This window comes from Stygiolobus azoricus, from assembly GCF_009729035.1.
Lineage (GTDB): Archaea > Thermoproteota > Thermoprotei_A > Sulfolobales > Sulfolobaceae > Stygiolobus > Stygiolobus azoricus.
Genome location: NZ_CP045483.1, coordinates 1,095,901 through 1,116,551 on the forward strand (window position 1 = coordinate 1,095,901; position 20,651 = coordinate 1,116,551).

Below are 20,651 nucleotides of genomic sequence, written 5' to 3' on the forward strand. Positions count from 1 at the left end.
GAAAGTTTTCAAAAAACAATTTATAAAAATAACGATACTATATGCTAATTTTTGGAGTGATCCCACCTATAAGACAGAAATATCCTCCAACTGTATAAATAAATTCACTCTTACGTAGTTAGAAGAAGTTGTCATCAACAAATGATCTAAAACACCTCAAAATGCAGGCTAATAGGATAACTAGGTTACTGTGTTTACCAACACCGAAAGACCCTTTTATCCCAAACCTATATAATTCTCAACATGTTACTAATCCCTGAGTTAATAGCTGGACTTGTGATACTGCTATTTGCATTTTTACTTACTTTCCTTTTAGGAAAGAAGTTTTTAAAGAGAAAAGAGAAATAATGTTTTATGAATTTACAAAAATTAAAAAACGACGTGTTAGAGATAGAAGATGAAATAATAAGAATTAGAAGACAAATTCATGAGTACCCAGAACTTTCTTACAAAGAATATAACACGGCTAAATTAGTAAGTGAAGTTCTCAAAAAACTTGGAATAGAAGTGAGAACTGGTGTAGGCTTACCTACAGCTGTTGTTGGAATACTGAAGACGTCAAGACCAGGGAAGGTAGTAGCATTAAGGGCTGATATGGACGCACTACCAGTTGAGGAAATGACTGATTTACCCTTCAAATCCAAAGTCAAAGGAGTGATGCACGCTTGCGGACACGACGCTCACGTTGCAATGTTGCTAGGTGCAGCGATGCTATTAGTAAAGAACATTGACATGTTAGCTGGAGAAGTTAGATTCATATTCCAACCTGCTGAGGAGGATGGAGGTTTAGGAGGTGCGAAACCTATGATAGAGGCTGGAGTAATGGACGGTGTAGATTACGTTTTCGGTATTCATATATCATCAAGATACCCTGCAGGAGTTTTCGCCACAAGAAAAGGGGCTATAATGGCGACTCCTGATGCTTTTAAAATAACCGTTCACGGTAAAGGTGGACACGGTTCAGCTCCTCATGAGACAATAGACCCTATTTACATATCATTGTTAATTGCTAACGCGATTTATGGAATAACTGCGAGGCAAATAGACCCAGTTCAACCTTTTGTGATCTCTATAACGTCGATACATTCAGGCACTAAGGATAACATAATTCCAGACGATGCTGTAATGGAGGGAACAATAAGAAGCCTGGATGAAAACGTTAGAAAGAAGGCCTTAAACTACGTGAAAAGGATAGTTGAATCCATTTGCAGTATTTATAATGCAGAATGTAAGGTAGAATTCATGCAAGATGTGTATCCTATTACAGTTAATGACCCTGAGGTTACTGAAGAGGTAATGAAAATCCTTAGTGGAATATCTAAAGTTGAGGAAACGGAACCAATTCTAGGTGCAGAGGACTTTTCGAGATTTTTGCAAAAAGCTAAAGGTACTTACTTCTTCCTAGGGACTAGAAATGAAGAGAAAGGATGCGTGTATCCTAACCACAGTTCTAAGTTCTGTGTGGACGAGAGTGTGTTAAAGTTAGGTGCATTAGCTCATGCGGCTTTAGCTATACACTTCACGAATAAAAAATGAAGGGAAATTTTTAACCTCGTTTTTGATGCTTCATACTTTCACCTAGAGGTCATAATAAGCCAACAGCTAAAAATGCATAGTGACGGAGAAGGTAAAGCACTAAAATACTCTAGATTATGTAGAATTATACTTAACTAACTTGTTATAGGCCTTATATAGCGTATGAAATCATAACTAGACTAGGGTTTGGGAACAAGTTTTCATGTAGACGGTTGTCAGTAGTAGGAGTGCTAGTAAATAATGATATATGCCACCCAAAGAAAACACTTCTATTTGACTCATACACGGTTGATTCTGGACTAGGAGTGGTATTGGGCTCTATCATCTTTAAATTTTTATGATAGAAGTAAACTCACAATGGATAATGCATTATTTTATACGTGTTATTAATTATTACATCCCATTTGGAAAGTTTATTTAGCCTAAACAGTATTATCAATCTATGAAAAACACGATAATAATTGCATCAATGGTCGGAACAATAATAGAATGGTATGACATATTTATATTCGGTACTGGGGCATATTATATCTCAAAAGAACTCTTCCCACCCACAAATCCAACAGTAGCATTGCTCAGTACATTTCTAGTTTTCGCGCTAGGTTTCATAACAAGACCTGTAGGGGCACTGTTCTTCGGTCACTACGGTGATAGGATAGGGAGGAAACAGATGTTAATAATAACGTTGATGTCATCGGGAATAGCAAGCGGTTTAGTTGGGTTGTTACCAACTTATGCACAAGCAGGTGTAATTACAATTTATTTGTTAGTGGTTTTCAGGCTAATACTAGGTTTTGGGTTAGGAGGAGAGTGGGGAGGAGCTGTACTATTAATGGCTGAGAACACTGATAGTAGGAGAGGCTTCTGGGTTTCCTTTGTACAAACAACTGTGGGAATAGGTCTAATCTTAGGAAGTTTACTGTTCCTAATCCTCTCCTTAACAACTTCCCAAACATTCATGCTAAGTATTGGTTGGAGGATACCATTTTTACTCTCATTCCTATTGGCTGTTATAGGTCTTATAATAAGGCTTAAAGTTGAGGAAACTAAGGCCTTTGAAAAGGCTAAGGAGAATAAAGAGATTCTACAGTTTCCAGCAAAGGAGTTATTTAAGAAGAACTGGAGGGAGGTATTAATAGGTACTATATTAGCCGGTTCTTTAGGAACTATATTTTACGTTGGTGCAATACTAGTTCCAACTATCATGGAGTCATTAAAAATGATACCATTACAATTGGGCTTCTTTGCAACACTATTAATGGGTTTAATGGACTCGATATTCGTGTTTGTTGGCGGTATATTATCAGACATTATGGGGAGGAAAGCACTGCTTATAGTTTCTAATGTATTAGGGCTAATCCTCTTATACCCGTCATTTTATATTCATAACGAGGCTGCTATAGTAGCAATGATAGCACTTTATGGCGTAGCCCACGGATTGGGTTATTCACCTTTAGCCGCTTTAATTTCAGAAATATTCCCGACCAACGTTAGGTACAGTGGTTCTTCATCAGCTTATCAATTTGGCAACTCATTTATAGGTGGTCCAGCAAGTTATGTTTCTGATTTTTTAGGGAGTGTAAGTTATGCCTTATATCCTCTTTACGCCTTAATAGTGATCCTGATATCAATAGTGTCTCTAACAAAAGTTAAGGAGACTAAGGGAGTTAGAATCACATAAAAAAGGAAGACTTTTTACACAATATATTCCAAACATATTAATTGTTATATCGATCTGACTAGAGCAAACGTGAACAAGGTTTTTAAGTTAGGTCTTCAATTCCTTTTTATGGAAAATTTGGATGGTAGTATCTTAGAAGCCCCTAAAATAGTAGTCCCTCCACCCGGTCCAAAATCTAAGGAGATACTTAAAATGCAAGAGGAGATGGAGACCTCAGCCTTAAATTACCCCAAATACTTTGAAATCGCAATAAAGGAAGCTAAGGGTTCGACTATAATTGATGTAGATGATAACGTTTATATCGACTGGTTTGCGGGTGTTGCCGTAGTGAATTTAGGACATAGAAATCCAGAAATAGTTAAGGCACTAAAAGACCAGATTGAAAAGTACTGGCACTTCGTGGAGGTCCCATCAGAGGTCAGAGTCAACTTCTTAAAGGCTTTAAGAGAGACACTTAACTTCGATTCCAAAATACTCTTTACAACTACCGGGGCAGATGCTGTAGAAGCTGCTATTAAAATAGCTAGGTGGAATACTGGGAAGAGGCTTATTTTAGCCTTCGATAACGCTTATCACGGAATAACTGCTGGTACTCTGGGCTTTACCACATATCCCCCAGCTAAGAAGTTCCAACCTTATTATGATAATAACGTGATAACAATCCCTTACCCCTACGAGTATAGATGCCCCTTTAAGGACTGCCTAAATGAAATACTGAGTTTAGTCGAGCATGAAGTTAGGACTCACGATGTTGCCGGAATTTTGGTTGAACCAGTTCAAGGAGAAGGAGGGTATATTGTACCACCAAAGGGTTTCTTGAAGGGCTTGAGGGAGATAGCTGATAAATACGGTTCTCTACTTATAGTCGATGAAATACAGAGCGGTGTTGGTAGGACTGGTAAGATGTGGGCTTATGAATGGGAGGGCATTGTCCCTGATTTAGTTACCATAGCTAAGGGTATAGGAGAGGGGATCCCTTTATCTCTTGTCGCTTATAAAAGGGATTTGGATAAGCTTCCTCAAGCTTTTCATTTAGGAACTTATAGAGGTAATCCTTTAGGTTTAGCTGTGGGGAAGGCTACGATAGAGTACATTAAATCTCACGGAATATTGGAGAGGGTTGTATCTTTGGGCGATTACGCTAAGAAAAAATTCAATGAGATTATGGAGGATAATTATAAAGGTTCTTTTGATGTTAGGGGTTTAGGGTTCATGATAGGGGTCGAGTTTTCTGACGCGAAGAAGAATCCTGCGTCGGATTTTGTTAAAGGTATGATTAAGGGATTACTGAGGAACGGTGTGATAATGTATAAGGCGGGTTTATATAATAACGTACTGAGGTTTATGGCACCCCTCACAATACCTAAAGAGCTCTTATATAGAGGTTTAGAGGTGTTTGAAGAGGTATTGAAAAGAAGTGTTTTTAGTTTCCAATAAGTTTTGGAATTAAACTGAAGCCCTAAGGTATCTTAATATTGTGCAAGCTTCTCACATTTAACGTTAAAATAACTTTAATTCTCTTCCAAGGAAGTTACTTAACTGAACCTATAAGTATTTAAGCGGCATTTAATTTTTATATTTTAAACATTTCAAGCATTATATAATAATATTAAATTGTCTATATATAGAAATTAGAAATTTACATATAAATATCATTTTTTTGTTTGTCATTTATGGAAAGCTCTAAGGCACAGGCTGCAGATTTAGGAATAAAATCGGATAAAATGTTGAGAAAAACATTATCTAGATTAGAACTTCTTTTTCTTTCATTACAAGGTATAATAGGTTCTGGATGGTTATTTGCACCTTTATACACTGCAGCATATGCAGGTGGGGCAGGAATAATATCATGGATAATAGGAGGAATCCTGTTAATATTTATAGCTTTGACTTATTCAGAAATATCTTCATCAATACCAAAGTCTGGTGGAGTAGTAAGATATCCTCATTATACACATGGTGGTATAGTTGGTTATATTATTGCATGGTCGTATTTTGCTGCAGGAGCTACTGTACCAGCAATAGAGTCTACTGCTATTGTAACCTATTTAAGTAGCCTTTTTCCATCATTGACTATTAATGGTCATTTAACTACTACTGGACTTGGTCTAGCCTATGGGCTTTTATTTTTCTTCTTTATTATAAATTATCTAGGAGTTGGGTTAGTTGGAAAAGTTGCACATGGTGTAGGATGGTGGAAGTTAATAATACCAAGTTTAACAGTAATTATGCTATTAGCATTTGATTTTCATCCTTCAAATTTTTACGCTAATGGCTTCTTTCCTCCTTCTCAATACTTAGCATCTGGATTCTCAGGCTGGTCTTCTGTTCTTTATGCCATTCCAGCTGCTGGAATAATTTTTGCTTATACAGGTTTTAGGCAAGCTATAGAATATGGAGGAGAAGCTAAGAATCCGTCTAAAGATATTCCTTTTGCAGTAGTAGGCGCGTTACTTATATCTATAGTTCTTTATACATTACTTCAAGTTGCGTTTATAGGAGCCATAAATTGGTCATCTATTGATGTGAAAGTCGGAAATTGGACAGGGTTGCAGTATTCTTCCTTATCGTCAGGTCCATTTTACGAGATATCTAAAAGTTCAAGCGTTACTGGCCCAATTCTTTTACTTTTTGATGCCTTTGCAATACTATTATTGATAGATGCAGCAGTAAGTCCAGCAGGCACTACAGTAACTGGCATGGGTACTGGAACTAGGGTACTTTATGGTTTAGCTTCAAATGGATATTTGCCAGAAATCTTTCTTAAAATAGGAAAAACTAGGGTCCCTGTAATTTCTTTAATAACAGTTACAGTATTAGGTGGGATATTTCTTCTTCCCTTCCCTGCATGGATAGCATTAGTTGGAATAGTATCTTCAGCAGCAGTGTTCACATATATCATGGGTGGAATAGGCTTAGAGGTTTTAAGAAAGAAAGCTCCAGAACTACATAGACCTTATAGATTGCCTTTAGCTAGAATTCTTTCTCCTATTTCTACTCTTGTAGCTCTACTTATAGTATACTGGGCCGGTTTCGTTACTTTGTTTGAAGTCGTCACCATAATATTTGCAGGATTTCCAATATTTTTCGGATATTATGCTAGAAGAAACTGGAATATATCAGTTAGATTAGCTACTTTGCTTGGTGTAGCTAACGCATTTATAATTGGCATTCTAGATCTTTATTTCTTCATGGTAACTAACGGATTAAGCGTGGGTAATACATTTGCTTTTATAATTTATTTAATAATAATGAGTATTTTGGTATTTTCAGATATGGTTATAATATATCTAAAGAGTGTTACTTCACGACAAGAAATAAAATCAGGAGCGTGGATGCCAGCGCTAATACTTAGTGTTCTTGCTCTATCTTATTTCGGTAGTTTTGGGCTTGACGTATTAATACCGTTTCCTGAGGATCTAATAGTACTAGTAATTATAGGTCTGTTTTTCCATTATATTGCAGTAAAAAGCGGAATTAAAACAAAAGCTATTGAGGAAATAATAGACAATATGAAAGGTTTAATATAATTTTATATTGAAATATTTTTAAGTTAAAATTTTTTAGTATTTTTTATAGAATAAAATATTGATTTCTGGTCTAAATTCTCGGAACGACTTCTATTCTCGAGGCATTATTCAGGTGGAATTTCCTTAAATATTAAATTAAGATCTATTCCTTGTTTTTTCCTTATAAACTTTGAGATGTAAAATATTGCCAGTAGAAATACTATAGTACCAACTAATAACGCATAACCTAACACCGTGTTTGCACCCAATGCAGGAACTGTAAGGTATTGATATAAAGTGAAGAGTAAATAAGGAATAGATATTCCTGCGAACAATCTCGGAATCGCCTCTTTACTTTTCTTTATTACAGCAATAGATACTACTGTCATAGGGAAGAGTAGTAAAAGCGCTACAGCTATACTAGAAAGAACAAACGCAAAGGCAGATGTCACAGGTAGGCCGAAGATTATTAAACCTATTAAACCTGTTATGGTACTAAGGAGTACAGCGTATTTTGGAACATGAGTTCTCTCACTAACTTCTGATACGAAATTAGGCAGAATCCTATCTATAGAATATGATAGTAATAACCTTGATCCTACAAAGGACGCAGCTATCAGATACATTAGTAACTGTATCAAGCTTATTAACGCTAGGAACGCCGCTATAAATTCATTACCACTGGCTATACCCTCTAGCAGGTCTAGGTACGGTGTAGGTGCAGAGAATTGTCCCGAAACCGACAAGCTCATTATTTTCGAAATTAAATTATAACTCCATTGATTGTACTCTAGGATGACAGATAAAGTCATTAATACTGAACTTATAACTAGAGTACCTAGTATGCTTGTCCAGAGCGATTTTTTAACGTTCTTAACCTCACCTGCTATGTAAACGGTATTTATTATGTATGAAAAAGCAACTACATATACCGGGTTTAATGATATGGAGTTATATAAAGATGTAAACGAGGGGACTGTAACATTAGAAGCTAATATTTGACTGACAGATGAATTATAATAGGAAAGGAATTCGTTTAGTCTAGTCGTTGCTATGTTACTCGGTACTATTGCTTCGATAATTATCATAACTATTGCAGCTATTAAAACTAAAGGTATTATAACTGCTTGAGTTACTCTATAGACCTTATTACCGAATAAAGGTACAAGTCCCATCAAAATAATCTCTATCCCTCCTATTAGTATGATATAGTACGGATTACTACCTATAGTAGCACCTAGCTGTATTAAGGATTGGTTATGACTGTAAAATCCTAACATATCTAATAAAGGAATTAGACCGAAAGTCTGCAACGTTATCCCGGATATGCCCATAAACATGAATACTGTTGCGGCAAAATATCCAGCGTTGCCTACAAATCCTAATGCGGGATGTAAATACCTACTTACATATACATAGTCGGCAGCTGTTCTAGGCACTTTCGATCCTATATAAGAAAATGTATAGCCTACAAAAAAGAACCCTATCGTTGGCAATATGGCACCAATTATTGGATTTCCTCCTACTAGAGGAGATGTTGAGGCTACGTAGTACATCGAGAAGAGAAAACCTAGGAGAGAAATATTAAACCACATAGCGTCTAATATTGAAAACTCTCTAACGAGACCAGAACTCTCCCTTAAGAAGGGACCTCTTTTCTCCATAAATATAATTTTTTAACTCGCGTATAAAAAGATTCACTGAAAAAAATTCATATTATACTGTAAACACCTCCTTTAAAAATATCATAAAATTTAGTGTGAAATAAAGGTATTAATCTAACTACTTTCTCATAATTTAAAAGATTTTTTGAACAATATTCCAGTAAACCACCTAATAACTAGAAAATTTTCAAGGATAAGATGATTAACATCTTATCTCGTCATAATGGAAATGCTGTAAATAGTGATAAACGATAAACTTCAGAAAGCTCATAAGCTCTTTATTTTTTGTATAAATTCAAATATAACAGTCCAGTTACTTTTGGAAAGTTTTACAGCATAAAATTCCGCGTAACAAGTTATAATTCGTATCATTAGACCATATATTTTCTTCCATGGATTTTATAATACCTGTTAATTTGATTAAAAGCCGTTTATCCATCTAAAAGATTCATGAAGCCATATATTCTTCGACAACCCTTACAAAGGCGAGAAATTACTGAAGATAGCCTCTACATCTGGTATTAGCAGTAATTAACGTCAACGAGAAAGGTGAGGTCATAAGAGAAAAGATAAACTTATCGGACTTACCCTTTGAAGTGGGTTAAGAGTTAATGTATTACAAAGTTCTAAGGGATGAGTACGGCTTAGGTGAGATGGAAGCTGAAGTAATAGTTATAGCAGATAAGGGTGCTCCTAGGATTTCTATTACCTCCCGCTTAGGCTCATAATGAAAAGTTGAGAGGGTTTTGCTCCTTGTATTTAGTGATACTTGATATATTGCTCAACTACTACTTCCTCTTACATTCCTTAACTAATATCTCATAAGCCTCCTTTTTACTCGGTCCTCCTATAATTCCTCCTTCCTTAAAGTCCTTCTCCCCAATGATCAGCCCATCAGCCACCTTGCAGTAAGACCTGAAATTATCTAGAGATATTCCACTCCCTATAACTACGGGTAAGTTTACGTTTTCCTTAACTTTCCTCGCTTTTTCTAACTCTGGTGGAATATTGCTCCTCTGCCCTGAAACGATCACGGCGTCTACTCCTCCTCTCTCTGCTAGGTCTTGAGCCGCAAGTTCTATAGGCAAGTTGTAAAGAGGATATGCGTGTTTTACGTGGATATCTGCAGCTATCATTACGTTTGAATTTAGGAACTTCTTAAGCCTTAATACCTCAGCAGCCTTACCTTCAATTATACCTTGATCTGTTACATAAGCTCCTATGAAAACATTACACCTTATAAACTGGGAGCCCGTAACGTGGGCAATTGAGAAGGCTTGAACGCAGCCATTTCTTAATACGTTTACACCTACAGCTTTTAACTTAGAATTTCTCCTTACCTCCCTTACTATAACTGACATTGAAGCAACAGTAATTGGTGGTATGTCGGAATCTTTGAAAAAAGGATAGTCTCCAAGATTTTCTACTATAACTCCATCAACTCCAGCCTCTTCTAATTTTCTTGCCTCATTTATTGCGTATTCTACAATATCATCAAGACTTAGCTTGTTGAAAGGTGAACCTGGAAGAGGAGGTAAGTGAATCATGCCTATTATGAAAGGAGTTTCTGAGAATAGTTTTGTTAGCATAGAGATCATTAGCAGTTTTTAATTTTATACTTACCCCGCTTACCCCTGATCCTCACAATTTCAGTTCTTCTTTATTTCGACTACTTACCGATACGGAGAGCAAGTATTGGAAAATAAACTTTCAGTTCTTCTTTATTTCGGCTTATCTTGAATTGCTTAGTATATTTTCACCACACGTGATTAAATACTTTAAATCCGTTATGGAAGTAATATTTAATTACCAGGTTAGAGGAATTTCTTCTATGCTAGATAAGTCTAAGGCTAGAGAATTTATGTTGCAGAGAAAAAGGGAGAAGAAGTTAACTTGGGAGGAGTTAGGGAAGATGATTGCTAGGAGTCCGGTTTATACTGCTATGTTGTTATATGGTTATGGACAAGCTACTGAGGAAGAGGCTGAGAAATTGGTTAAGATTTTAGAGTTACCTCCTGAATATAAGGAAATACTGATGGAGGTTCCCATGAGGACACCCGCACAGCCTTGGCCTCCTACAGATCCGTTTATTTACAGACTTTATGAGGCTGTATTGTTGTACGGTCCAGTTATAAAAGATGTTGCACATGAAATGTTTGGTGATGGAATAATGAGCATGATAGACGTAACTATAGATGTGGGGAAGATAACAGATGAAAAGGGAAATGAGAGAATGATACTAACGTTCAATGGAAAATGGCTAAAATACGCAAAATGGTGAAAATAAAAATCTGAAGAATATTTCCTAAAGTTCGTAAATGAATACTAAGGAGGTGCTTTATTGCCTAAGTACTTTTTGTATTAATGTATACGTGGACTAAAAAGACAGAAACAAAAAATCATGAAAATAGTAAAATTATTAAATAAAAAATCATAACTTAGTAGCTTGTTTTTCAGCTTTCATACTAAGTCCTCCAATTATACTTAGGAGTGAGAATTCTGTAGGAGTAGCTAATCCTATTGCTCCTCCAGCTATAACAAAGTCCCTATTATTCTTGTATGTACCGTATAATGTCATTAATCCAGACACTATTCCTAATATACCGAGGTATATCATTATAGATCCGCTAATGATGTTCAATCCATAAATATAGTAATCTAATGGATGTCTAGTTATTATGTCTACTAATCCTGCTATTAATGTTACTATTCCTCCAATTATTGAAATTACTTTGCTTATCATTATTTTTTCACCCTATAATCTCTCTTAGCTTAAGAAGTATATACACGTTTCTTTTATAACTATAATACGATGAAAAGTTTTTATTAAATGGGCATGATAAACTATAATTATATATTATATACTCGTTGATAGTTTAAAATCTATGTAAAAATTTGATCATAGTTATTAACCTAATAATTTATAATATAATTAATATTGAGGCATATTTAAGTTTTGCTTTGTATACAATATTTTTATTAAAATAGTTTTAATTCCTAAAACTAATTTAAAGTTAGTTTTTTGATTTATAACAATTAGAGAATGATCGTATTGATAATAGCAATTTCATAATGTGAACTACCACCGCCTTAACTGGCGTGGCTTCCTTGCTAGAGGGAAGAGCTATACAGTATGAGAAGTGAGAAAATATTGATAAAAAACGAAATAATGATGAAGAAAAGTTTATATAAGTAATCTCGTATAATTGTTTATGAATTGGAGGATTAAGAAATTACTAGAGGAAAATTCTTTGAAAATGAAGATACTAACAGTGTTCACAATCACGATTGTGACACTAACGTCACTAATGGCAATACTTTACTTATTCACACCAATATTAATAGGATACCAAAAAACATCAAACGGAATAATTGAATACTTCGAAGATCCCATTGACCCATCATTCGTGATAAAAGTTTATTCAAATAATCAGCCAGTCAACGCTATAATATCAGTTTACATAAACCAACCTAGGAGAGTAGTATTTTACAAGGAGTTTTACGGTCAGTCAGTAAAAATACCATTCACAGCAATAGTGAATTACGTGGAACCGTGGGGAAAATACGAGAATGTGAATACTTCACTACTAGTAATAGCAACATATGTAAATGGGAATGAGACATACTCAAGTGCTGAGGAAATAGAATACAATCCAAGCTGGGTATTAGAAGACAAACCAATAGAGATTGTAGCAGATATTAACATAATACCAAAATTAATAAAATTGAATATGACGACTATCCAACAAGAAATTAACAAAATACAAACATTAAGAAAAGAAATATTAACAAACAATCAAGAGGAAAAACATCCTTACATACTAAACGTGAGCGAAGAAGAGTATGAAGGAAAACCAGTTCTTAAAGGATCATGGAAATTCAAACCAGTTACAAGCATAGTGTATTTCTATAACTTCTCAGTACCATTAAATTGGGTAACATTAAGCAATAACGTAAATGAATACGATAATTACTCTATGATAACTCTTTATACTGGTCTTTTTTATGAGGTTAGTTGGCTTGCAGTAAGTAATTCTACTAATTACGGTGGTCCCTATATAGGAGTTTCCTACTCAGCCAAAGTAAACTGGAATACTATGGTAATCTATGGTGAGTATCTTCTTTCTAAGTTGTATGATCCTACAATTTATACTTATTATAATGCTACGATTGCAGTAGTTATTTACAGAGTGTATGAGGACAATCCTTCATATGCTAAATTTGGTAACCCCTATGTTCCATATGTTACTGTTTTTGAAATTTTGTGGGCTAGTCCAAATCTTGGTGCTGCTGTTGAGAGTGGTAATGGTATAACGTGTGTTATTTACACTAATTCTAGTGGCGAATATCGTTATCCTTTGGCAGTGGGTAATGGTAGTGTGACATTACTATATACCTATTTTAGTAAATTATTTATTGGTAAGCTGGAAAGTGGTCCATATGGTTTTGCTCGGTGGGAGAATGGTAAAGTTTCGACTTCAGGGAATGTTGAACCAGATGAACCAGGCGGCGGAGGTTTTTGGTTTAATGCGCAGTATATAGATCAATATGCGAAAGATAATAGGACGACTGAGACAGTTTTTGATGCTGCAGCTCTAGTTCTCAGTCTTCTGGCTCCTGAATTAGAGATTCCGGAAGATGTTGTTGCTGCAATAGATATTGGTCATTCTATTGTATCTTTCTTATTTAGCAGTAGTACTCAAATAGAATATTACTTTATAAATACTTTTGTAACTGTAGATCTTCCGGCTACTACTACGGGTCGGGCTTTGGGTAGTGGTCAGGTTTATGTTAGTTATTTGAATTATTCCAGTTCCTTAGAGACGCCTTTATTAGGCTTTATAATGAACTATTCTTACTATTATGATGGTGGTTAGTATGATGAACAAGAAGTTAATTTATTTTTACATTTCTTACTTGTTATTCTTTTTCTTGATTTTGTTATTTTATGAGTTGAGTGCTTTTTTAACTGTTAGCACTTTCCCCACACCTTTCCCCTTATTTTATACCCCTCTTACGCCTGAAATATTTTTAGGCATACAGTTTCTTGGCATTCCCTTACTCTTCATAATTTTATTCCTCACCTCTCGTGAGGGTTACGTTATTGGTTTATTAGTTGTATATTTCACATTCCTCGTGATCTTCTATCTTTTTCCTAACATTTACGCCCTTTTCAGTCTCGCTTTAGTAGGTATTGGTCTGTTTGCTTCCGTAATTCCTAATTGTATTTCAAGGTTGAGTAAGGTTTTGTGGGGCATATCATCACTGTACTACGTGATGATTATCGTTAACTACATCTTCTCTCCTTCCTTACAATTTTACCCAATATTTATTATACCTAGTGTAATAGCCTCTGGTATAGAAATAATGAAAGTGAGACAATTTTAAGCAACTTTCCATTTTTAGTTTACTTTCTATATCTGGATCACGAAATAGAAGGAAAAAGTATAAAGTGTATTTCCATTAATTAACGAATAAGAACTTTATGAGTGGGAAAAGCATAAAAATTGAATAAATGTACTCTTTCATGTTACTATAACCCCTCTTTAAAGAAAAGACATTGTTCATTAATCTTAATATCATGGAATTGAATAATATTTTCATGCCTTTTGCAAGATGTTACATGTGTAAGAACGCTTGCGGAATTATAACATCAGTTGAAGGAAAGACAGTTAGAGTTGCTCCAAACAAGAACCATCCACAGCCTGGAATTTGTGGTAGGGGTGCAGCCGGACCCTTCCTTCTAACACATCCTGATAGGCTCAAATCACCTCTTATAAGACAAGGTGACATCTTAGTCCCAACAACATGGGATAAGGCGCTTGATATCGTAGCTAAGTATTTGAAGGAGTTATTAGATGAAGGTCATCCTGAATATCTTGCTATAACTTTTCATGATTATGGGAAAGAACTCTTAGAAAGGTTTGCAGCTCTTTATGGAACTCCTAATTTAATTGGGCATGAATCCGTATGTCATGGCCCAAGAACTGTAGCTTCAGAATTAGTACTCGGCACCGAAGGGCCTAGGAGTGTAGACCCCGATTACCCTAACTCCAAGTTCATAACCTTTATCGGAAGAAATCCGTTAGAAGGCATAGTCCCAGATATTGTTAGAAGAATAGACGAAGGTAGGAAGAAAGGGTTAAGAATAGCTGTAGTAGATCCTAGAAAATCCGCTATAGCAGAAAGGTATGCGGAGAGGTGGATACCCATCAGACCTGGAACTGATACAGCTTTTTTACTAAGTGTAATATATTACATGAACAAAAACGATATGTATGACCAGGACTTTTTGTTGAAGTACACTAACGCGCCCTTATTAGTATATGAAGACGATCTAACTTCTACTGGCATTTACTCCGATAGACTTCTAGATGAAAGAGTGATAAATGGGAGAAAGGCAGTTACAGTATTCTCCTTACTTGAAAAGGAGGGTGAAAAAGTGTATCCGAGACTTCAGCAAATTACTGGAGTGAGTTACGACGACGTTAAGTATGTGGCAGAAAATCTATGGTTAAATAGACCTGCAGCAGCTATAGATGATGGTTGGCACACGTCATTCTCTAGTGACTCGACTTATACGTGGATGGCGGCCTTTACAATTAATGCTATGATTGGTAATATCGATAAGAAGGGAGGATTAGTTATAGCTAAGAAAGCCAAGGTCAAACTTTACGAAAAGAGTAACGTTAAAGCTCCTAGAATTGATAAGATCAGGTACCCACTAACTTATGCAGCATTTCAGGAAGTGTATAGGGCAATCCTTACTGGTAGTCCTTATCCTATTAAAGCACTAATGGTAGTCGGTACCAACTTAGACGGTAGAGATCCTAACTCGGAGTTCGTAAGAAGAGCGTTAAAAGCTGTGGACTTTCTAGTCGTTATCGATATAATGCCATCTGAGGTAACTGAATACGCGGATGTAGTATTGGCGGAATCGACGTATTTTGAGCGGGATGAACTTCCTTTACCTGTAGGTTGGACTTTAGAAAACTGGGTTGATATTCATCAAAAGACGGTAGATCCTTTATATGACACTAAACCATTATGGTGGATTTTGCTCGAATTAGAACACAGATTGGGCTTGTCAAACGCAACTTTTGAGGATCTAGAGGAGATGATTCTAAAACAGTTAAACGTAGATCGGAAGGAGTTGATTGAAAAGGGATGTGTGAGAATTCCAGAAGAGATATACGAAGTTTATCCTTACAAAAAACCGTTAGGAACGCCTTCAGGTAAAATCGAGATCTATTCTGAAACTCTGAGGAAATATGGTTATTATCCTATACCCACCTACGTCGAAAAGAATATTATGCCTAGAGCTCCTGACGAGTTCTTCTTAACTACTGGTCATACGTTATACCACACGCAAGATAGCATAACTTTTGACATTCCAACGCTCATTAAACTTGCCCCCGATAATCCAGTAACGATAAGTAAGAACAAAGCACTACAGCTAGGAATCAAGGATGGAGATGAAGTTGAGGTTATATCATTAACTACGGGACAAAGGGTTAGATGCAGGGTGAAAGTCAGTGAGGGTATAAGGGATGATACTGTGTTTACTTATTTTGGTTTCGGTAGGCACTCAAAAGGGGAGAGATTTGCTTACGGTCACGGTTTCGACGTTAACAGTTTGATAAGTGAGCAGATTACAGATCCTATTTCAGGTAGTATTGCCCAGTCGTTGAACATTGTGAAAATAAGGCCTTTAAGGTAATTCGTTATTGTGAGAAATTTTTACCTCCTTTAGTTTGCTTATTACTTCTTCGAATAGTTTTAACATCTGTTTCTCGTTTTTACCCGTGTAAGTGAAATAAACATTTATTGTGTCCTTTTTGATTTTACTTAAAGTAACAAAAAAGCTTCCCCGTCCGTCTTTTCCTTCGAATTTATATTCTACAAACCCTAAACCAGTCACCTTGGTTAGTTTAAATTCGAGTATATCTTCATAAACGAACTTCCTTATTTTGATCCGTAGTATATCTTTATCTAATTCTGATTTGTGCGGTATAATTTCTAGTAAATTCTTTACACTATAAAACAACCTAAGTTCGACATTACTCAGTTCTTCTCTATAAACAACAGTCATTAATATTACTTTAGCAAGATATACTATTTAAGCTTATTTTTAATATATATATAAAACCTATGATTATACGTTAAAAAATTTTTATAGTATTAAAAAAATTTATATTTTTTATAGATATAAATACAAATAATTTAAGGAGTAAAACTTTATGTTTTGATTAAAGGTAACGTCATACATCTAGGGCCGCTTCTCTCACCGCCTTCTTTAATTATCTCGTTACCTCTGAATGTGATAACTTTAATTCCTACTTCTGTTAGCAACTTGTTCGTAATTCTATTGTGTTCATAAGCTATGATCTTGTTATGATCAACAACAATAATATTACTAGCTAATAACCAATGTTCTCTTTCTTCCGCATAATACTCTCTGTTACCTATGAATACTACCCTTAAATCCCTCGCTAGATAATCTTTCAATACTTCTCTAAGAGGTTTTTCAACTTTTCTTGTCCCGCTTTTGGAGTATATGTAAACCTTCATAGAATCCAGATAGGAATAATATATTATTACATCCTTAGACGGAATTCCCATTACCGTGTCAAGATGTCCTATGCCCTTATTAGGATGGTATTCTGGTGTCTCAAGTCTAACAAGTATTGCTTCATCTAATTCACCTAGTTGTACTAGTTTAGGTAATACGTCGTTTATTCCTAAAGCACTAGATCTAGTACCGAATCCCATTAACAGTTTTCCGTAATCTAACGGCATAAAATCCCCTCCTTCAAAGAATCCTTTTTCGGCCTTTACTACATTATCTGGCTTAAGTACTTTCAGTAGAAGTTCTGGTTCAGTTCTTCTGCTTTCCCATCTCATTTTCCCAGCTATATATGTTTTTCCCATAACCATTCCAGGGTCTCTTGTGAACATTATATTAACCAGTGGTCTAAGACAGAGATCAGCATCTTCACCTATTATTGAGTCCTTTAATATCCCTAATGCATTAGCTTCAGTATACGTAAGTCCTGATATTGCAATATCTGCTAAAGTAGGTAAGTCTAAATTTTCGAGAGAAGTTAAAGCACACTCGGAGCGTTTAGTTATGTAGTCCATAAGTTCCTCCTTAGGTAACTTCTTTATTTCCTCTCTTATATCAACTACTTCTGCACCTGCCTCAGCTAGCTTCCTCTTAAACTCGTTATGTTCACTTCTTAATTCCTCGAGATCAGGTATTTCCGCATATTGGAGCTCATACAAGGTTTTAGGAGTTAGTCTTTCCTTTTCTCTTCCAGGTGTTGCGACAACTACTTTTTTCAAGGGGGAGAACTCGGATTTTAAGTCCATATAATAAAAATAATTGACTTGGTATAAAAATCTTTTCCCATTATTATTACTCTGGTGGTATTTCTTTGAAGGTCATAGATAGGTCTATTCCTTCCTTCTTAGCTCTATAGAATTTCATGATATAATAGCTTGCAATGCCTGCTAAGAAAGGTGAAGCTATTATAGCCCATGTGGCTGGGTTCATCTGTATACCAAGGTATATTGTGGAGTTACCGAACCAGTAGTATGCGTAAATGGATAGAACTACAAAGTCTATTACACCTATTAATAATATTAGACTTCTATTTCCCTTAAGGGCTGAAGGTAAATTCCTTACAGAGGAGTATATAACAGCAAGTACTACTATTATGAAACCGAACAATAGTGCCATAGCATCAGCTGTATCCATACCATAGAAGAATGCACTACTTAATGGTGTTACTGTTATTATAGCTAAACTAGATATCGTTATTACCTCATCTATTAGGTGAGCTACTACGGGACTATGGAACTTCTCACTCACGTAAGATACCACTGTAGGTAATGCCTTATCAAATGCAACAGCCATGAAATACCTAGACACGAATAGGGCAACAGCAAACATTACAGCAATATACCAGAAGTAAGATCCAATGACTAGGAATAAGTCAAGTGGTAAATTCTTATTGGCTAGCACTACGTCAAAAGTTGGGTTAGTTAAGGCAGAGGCTGCGGAATTAGTGGAGGCTAAGACTCCAGCACCTATAAAGAACTTAGTTCCTAAAGACATAATGCTTGCAGTAATGAAGAAGGTAATCAATATTCCAGAAACTACTAATGCCATAAATACCCCTCTTGTAAAGGCTTTACTACCACCCCTAACTTCTCCTGCAACGGAAGTTGCTCCGTTTACAAATGGAAGGAAAGAAGCGGTAAACACCATTAACCCTATTGTCGCTAGACCTACGTTGGAGAATAGAGGAGTGACTTTTGTAGATGCACTCACCAATTCTTGATAAGTTATTCCAGATGCTGCTATACTCTGAGGGGTAACAGTAAACATTAGCGCACCGTTGATTATAAAAGTAACAAGGGCTATACCGGTCACGATACTCATAAGTTCATTTGTGAACTTGGGTGCAAATATGTTCAGCAGGATAACTATCGTAAATGTAATAGCTCCTATAAAGAGAACTACGTAAGGATTAGAAAGCGTAGAGGCTATTCCGCTGTAAGGCTGGCCGAAGTTAATACCCATAGCAGAGAAACCGGAGGCAAGTTGTCCTACACCATCATATACAATTGCAGCGTCAAATATCATCTGAGAGATTCCAAAAACTAAACCTACACCTATACCGATTGCAGGGTGAAGAACTCTACTTGCAAATACATAATCAGCTGCTGTCCTCTGATAACTTTCACTTATTTTAGTCCAAATGAAAGCGTGAGGTAATAATACTATCCAACTTAATAATGCAGCGAGAATTGCTATTCCATTTGGTGAGACATAGAGACCGGATAAGAATGATACGGGTAAAGCGTAGAACGCTATAAATCCCATGCTTATAAACATAGCTGTAAGCCAGTTTATTTCTCTCACTAAACCAGACGATTCTCTTGCGAATAAACTTTTTTGAATATTATTTTCTTTTTTTAACTCTTTATCCTCGGCCATTTTACTCTTCTCTATCTTGGACCATTATTAAAACTTTAAAATGAGTATTATTAAAATACGTAAAAAATACGCGATGCGATCTGATAAAATTGTTAAAAGAAGGGAGAATCCTCATTATAAAAAAATTTTATTGTTATAAAAATTTTTTCAAAAATTTGGTAATTACTAATTATTTTTAACTTTCATATTCGATGATCTTGTGAAGTGTTTAATTGAAACGTATATCTAAGTCATGAAATATTGTTAAAGTTTTAATCAGTTTAGAAAAAAGCTTAAAATTTAAATTAACTAACCACATTCTATGCCGCTAGAAACTAAGATTTTATTCGTGTCAGATATTCATGGTTCTGAAACAGTGTTTAGGAAGGCGTTGAATGCTGCAAAGATGTTCTCAGTTAACTATCTAATTTTCGGTGGAGATTTGTTCTCAAAAGATTTTATCCTTGTCATGAAATCAGGTAATAGTTACTATGTGGGACAACAAGAGGTTTCACTGACTGAACTTCATGAAGAATATAAGGTCTCAGGGATTGCACCTTTATTCTTTGAAAAGACTGAGGAGATGGAGGAGTTCAAGTCTAATCCATATTTTAGAAAGGAGAAAATACTAGAATTTATTGATGGTCAAATAGCTGAATGGAGTAAAATATTTGTTGAGAAGAAACAGCCAAACATAAAGGTGATATGGAACACGGGGAATGATGATCCTTTAGAAGCTGACGAGATGATGAAAAGGTATGGATTCGAGGTAAGCGAGAATAAAATAGAAGAGCTTGACGATTTATTTCTTGTAAGTTGCGGTTACGTTAATCCAACTCCTTGGAATACGTATAGAGAACTTCCCGAGTCAACGCTTTATAATAAAATTAGTGATAAACTAAAGGGAATTGAACATTTCGATAATGTTATCTTTAACTTCCACGCTCCACCATATAATACAAAACTGGACTATGCAATAGTGGGTAATAAGAGGGATCATGTTGGTTCCTCTTCAGTAAGAGAAATGATTGAGAAGTATCAACCTTTGCTAGGATTGCACGGTCATATACACGAATCAGCTGGTGTTGACAAAGTAGGAAACACAAAAGTCGTAAACCCCGGTAGTGAATATAAGGACGGAATCCTTGACTATGCTCTGATCGTAATAAAGAGAGACATAAAAGGATTCGGAAAGTTTTACGCTAAGAAATATGACGTGAAGACTGTTCATCTTGGAAGAGGATAGAACAAAAACTTGCACATTATACATTTTATTG

The 20,651-nt window shown here is 35.6% G+C and carries 15 protein-coding genes; 9 read left to right on the plus strand and 6 right to left on the minus strand.

What is annotated here, in order from left to right; translation table 11 throughout:
- Nucleotides 1–354 precede the first annotated feature (354 nt).
- The 4 genes from cpsA to D1868_RS06190 all read left to right on the plus strand — a co-directional run bounded on the left by cpsA (nucleotide 355) and on the right by D1868_RS06190 (nucleotide 6,747).
- Entirely contained in the window at nucleotides 355–1,536 is a 1,182-nt protein-coding gene (cpsA, locus tag D1868_RS06175; protein WP_156006584.1) for a carboxypeptidase CpsA, read from the plus strand.
- A gap of 442 nt (nucleotides 1,537–1,978) precedes the next feature.
- Entirely contained in the window at nucleotides 1,979–3,217 is a 1,239-nt protein-coding gene (locus D1868_RS06180; protein WP_156006587.1) for an MFS transporter, read from the plus strand.
- Nucleotides 3,218–3,325: 108 nt separating this feature from the next.
- A complete protein-coding gene (locus tag D1868_RS06185) occupies nucleotides 3,326–4,654 on the plus strand; it encodes an aspartate aminotransferase family protein (RefSeq protein WP_156006589.1) in 1,329 nt (442 codons plus the stop codon).
- Nucleotides 4,655–4,890: 236 nt separating this feature from the next.
- A complete protein-coding gene (locus D1868_RS06190) occupies nucleotides 4,891–6,747 on the plus strand; it encodes an APC family permease (RefSeq protein ID WP_156006591.1) in 1,857 nt (618 codons plus the stop codon).
- Nucleotides 6,748–6,851: 104 nt separating this feature from the next.
- Here D1868_RS06190 and D1868_RS06195 read toward each other — a convergent pair whose 3' ends face one another.
- Together D1868_RS06195 and D1868_RS06200 are read right to left on the minus strand one after the other, a co-directional pair.
- Nucleotides 6,852–8,390 (minus strand): amino acid permease, encoded by a 1,539-nt coding sequence (locus D1868_RS06195; RefSeq protein ID WP_156006593.1) that lies wholly within the window; start codon nucleotides 8,388–8,390, stop codon nucleotides 6,852–6,854.
- A gap of 788 nt (nucleotides 8,391–9,178) precedes the next feature.
- On the minus strand, nucleotides 9,179–9,979 hold the full coding sequence (locus D1868_RS06200) for a BtpA family protein (protein ID WP_156006595.1): 801 nt from the start codon (nucleotides 9,977–9,979) through the stop codon (nucleotides 9,179–9,181).
- Between the two features lie 242 nt (nucleotides 9,980–10,221).
- Here D1868_RS06200 and cynS point away from each other — a divergent pair, with 242 nt between their 5' ends.
- Nucleotides 10,222–10,671, plus strand: a complete 450-nt coding sequence (gene cynS / locus D1868_RS06205; RefSeq protein ID WP_156006597.1) for a cyanase — start codon at nucleotides 10,222–10,224, stop codon at nucleotides 10,669–10,671.
- Nucleotides 10,672–10,821: 150 nt separating this feature from the next.
- Here the strand turns inward: cynS and D1868_RS06210 are convergent, their stop codons facing one another.
- Nucleotides 10,822–11,133 carry a hypothetical protein gene (locus D1868_RS06210; protein WP_156006599.1) on the minus strand — a complete coding sequence of 104 codons (312 nt, stop codon included), beginning with the start codon at nucleotides 11,131–11,133 and terminating at the stop codon, nucleotides 10,822–10,824.
- Between the two features lie 469 nt (nucleotides 11,134–11,602).
- Between D1868_RS06210 and D1868_RS06215 the strand changes: the two genes are divergently transcribed.
- The 3 genes from D1868_RS06215 to D1868_RS06225 all read left to right on the plus strand — a co-directional run bounded on the left by D1868_RS06215 (nucleotide 11,603) and on the right by D1868_RS06225 (nucleotide 16,110).
- Entirely contained in the window at nucleotides 11,603–13,267 is a 1,665-nt protein-coding gene (locus tag D1868_RS06215) for a hypothetical protein (RefSeq protein WP_156006601.1), read from the plus strand.
- Nucleotide 13,268: 1 nt separating this feature from the next.
- On the plus strand, nucleotides 13,269–13,778 hold the full coding sequence (locus tag D1868_RS06220; RefSeq protein ID WP_156006602.1) for a hypothetical protein: 510 nt from the start codon (nucleotides 13,269–13,271) through the stop codon (nucleotides 13,776–13,778).
- A gap of 214 nt (nucleotides 13,779–13,992) precedes the next feature.
- Complete coding sequence (locus tag D1868_RS06225) at nucleotides 13,993–16,110, plus strand: molybdopterin-containing oxidoreductase family protein (RefSeq protein WP_156006604.1); 2,118 nt, start codon at nucleotides 13,993–13,995, stop codon at nucleotides 16,108–16,110.
- Here D1868_RS06225 and D1868_RS06230 read toward each other — a convergent pair.
- From D1868_RS06230 to D1868_RS06240, 3 genes are all read right to left on the minus strand, one after another.
- Nucleotides 16,102–16,482: a hypothetical protein gene (locus D1868_RS06230; protein ID WP_156006605.1), complete on the minus strand. Its 381-nt coding sequence runs from the start codon at nucleotides 16,480–16,482 to the stop codon at nucleotides 16,102–16,104. The two genes, D1868_RS06225 and D1868_RS06230, sit on opposite strands and share 9 nt — an antisense overlap.
- A gap of 146 nt (nucleotides 16,483–16,628) precedes the next feature.
- Nucleotides 16,629–17,762 carry an arginine deiminase family protein gene (locus tag D1868_RS06235; protein WP_156006608.1) on the minus strand — a complete coding sequence of 378 codons (1,134 nt, stop codon included), beginning with the start codon at nucleotides 17,760–17,762 and terminating at the stop codon, nucleotides 16,629–16,631.
- A gap of 46 nt (nucleotides 17,763–17,808) precedes the next feature.
- Nucleotides 17,809–19,395, minus strand: coding sequence for an APC family permease (locus D1868_RS06240; protein ID WP_156006609.1), 1,587 nt, complete (start codon nucleotides 19,393–19,395; stop codon nucleotides 17,809–17,811).
- A 301-nt stretch (nucleotides 19,396–19,696) separates the two neighbouring features.
- Here D1868_RS06240 and D1868_RS06245 point away from each other — a divergent pair, with 301 nt between their 5' ends.
- Nucleotides 19,697–20,620: a metallophosphoesterase family protein gene (locus D1868_RS06245; protein ID WP_156006611.1), complete on the plus strand. Its 924-nt coding sequence runs from the start codon at nucleotides 19,697–19,699 to the stop codon at nucleotides 20,618–20,620.
- The last annotated feature ends 31 nt before the right edge of the window (nucleotides 20,621–20,651 follow it).

Coding starts and splice junctions, on each gene's coding strand:
- cpsA (WP_156006584.1), top strand. CDS start 355: ATGAATTTACAAAAATTAAAAAACGACGTGTTAGAGATAGAAGATGAA.
- D1868_RS06180 (WP_156006587.1), top strand. CDS start 1,979: ATGAAAAACACGATAATAATTGCATCAATGGTCGGAACAATAATAGAA.
- D1868_RS06185 (WP_156006589.1), top strand. CDS start 3,326: ATGGAAAATTTGGATGGTAGTATCTTAGAAGCCCCTAAAATAGTAGTC.
- D1868_RS06190 (WP_156006591.1), top strand. CDS start 4,891: ATGGAAAGCTCTAAGGCACAGGCTGCAGATTTAGGAATAAAATCGGAT.
- D1868_RS06195 (WP_156006593.1), bottom strand. CDS start 8,390: ATGGAGAAAAGAGGTCCCTTCTTAAGGGAGAGTTCTGGTCTCGTTAGA.
- D1868_RS06200 (WP_156006595.1), bottom strand. CDS start 9,979: ATGCTAACAAAACTATTCTCAGAAACTCCTTTCATAATAGGCATGATT.
- cynS (WP_156006597.1), top strand. CDS start 10,222: ATGCTAGATAAGTCTAAGGCTAGAGAATTTATGTTGCAGAGAAAAAGG.
- D1868_RS06210 (WP_156006599.1), bottom strand. CDS start 11,133: ATGATAAGCAAAGTAATTTCAATAATTGGAGGAATAGTAACATTAATA.
- D1868_RS06215 (WP_156006601.1), top strand. CDS start 11,603: ATGAATTGGAGGATTAAGAAATTACTAGAGGAAAATTCTTTGAAAATG.
- D1868_RS06220 (WP_156006602.1), top strand. CDS start 13,269: ATGATGAACAAGAAGTTAATTTATTTTTACATTTCTTACTTGTTATTC.
- D1868_RS06225 (WP_156006604.1), top strand. CDS start 13,993: ATGCCTTTTGCAAGATGTTACATGTGTAAGAACGCTTGCGGAATTATA.
- D1868_RS06230 (WP_156006605.1), bottom strand. CDS start 16,482: ATGACTGTTGTTTATAGAGAAGAACTGAGTAATGTCGAACTTAGGTTG.
- D1868_RS06235 (WP_156006608.1), bottom strand. CDS start 17,762: ATGGACTTAAAATCCGAGTTCTCCCCCTTGAAAAAAGTAGTTGTCGCA.
- D1868_RS06240 (WP_156006609.1), bottom strand. CDS start 19,395: ATGGCCGAGGATAAAGAGTTAAAAAAAGAAAATAATATTCAAAAAAGT.
- D1868_RS06245 (WP_156006611.1), top strand. CDS start 19,697: ATGCCGCTAGAAACTAAGATTTTATTCGTGTCAGATATTCATGGTTCT.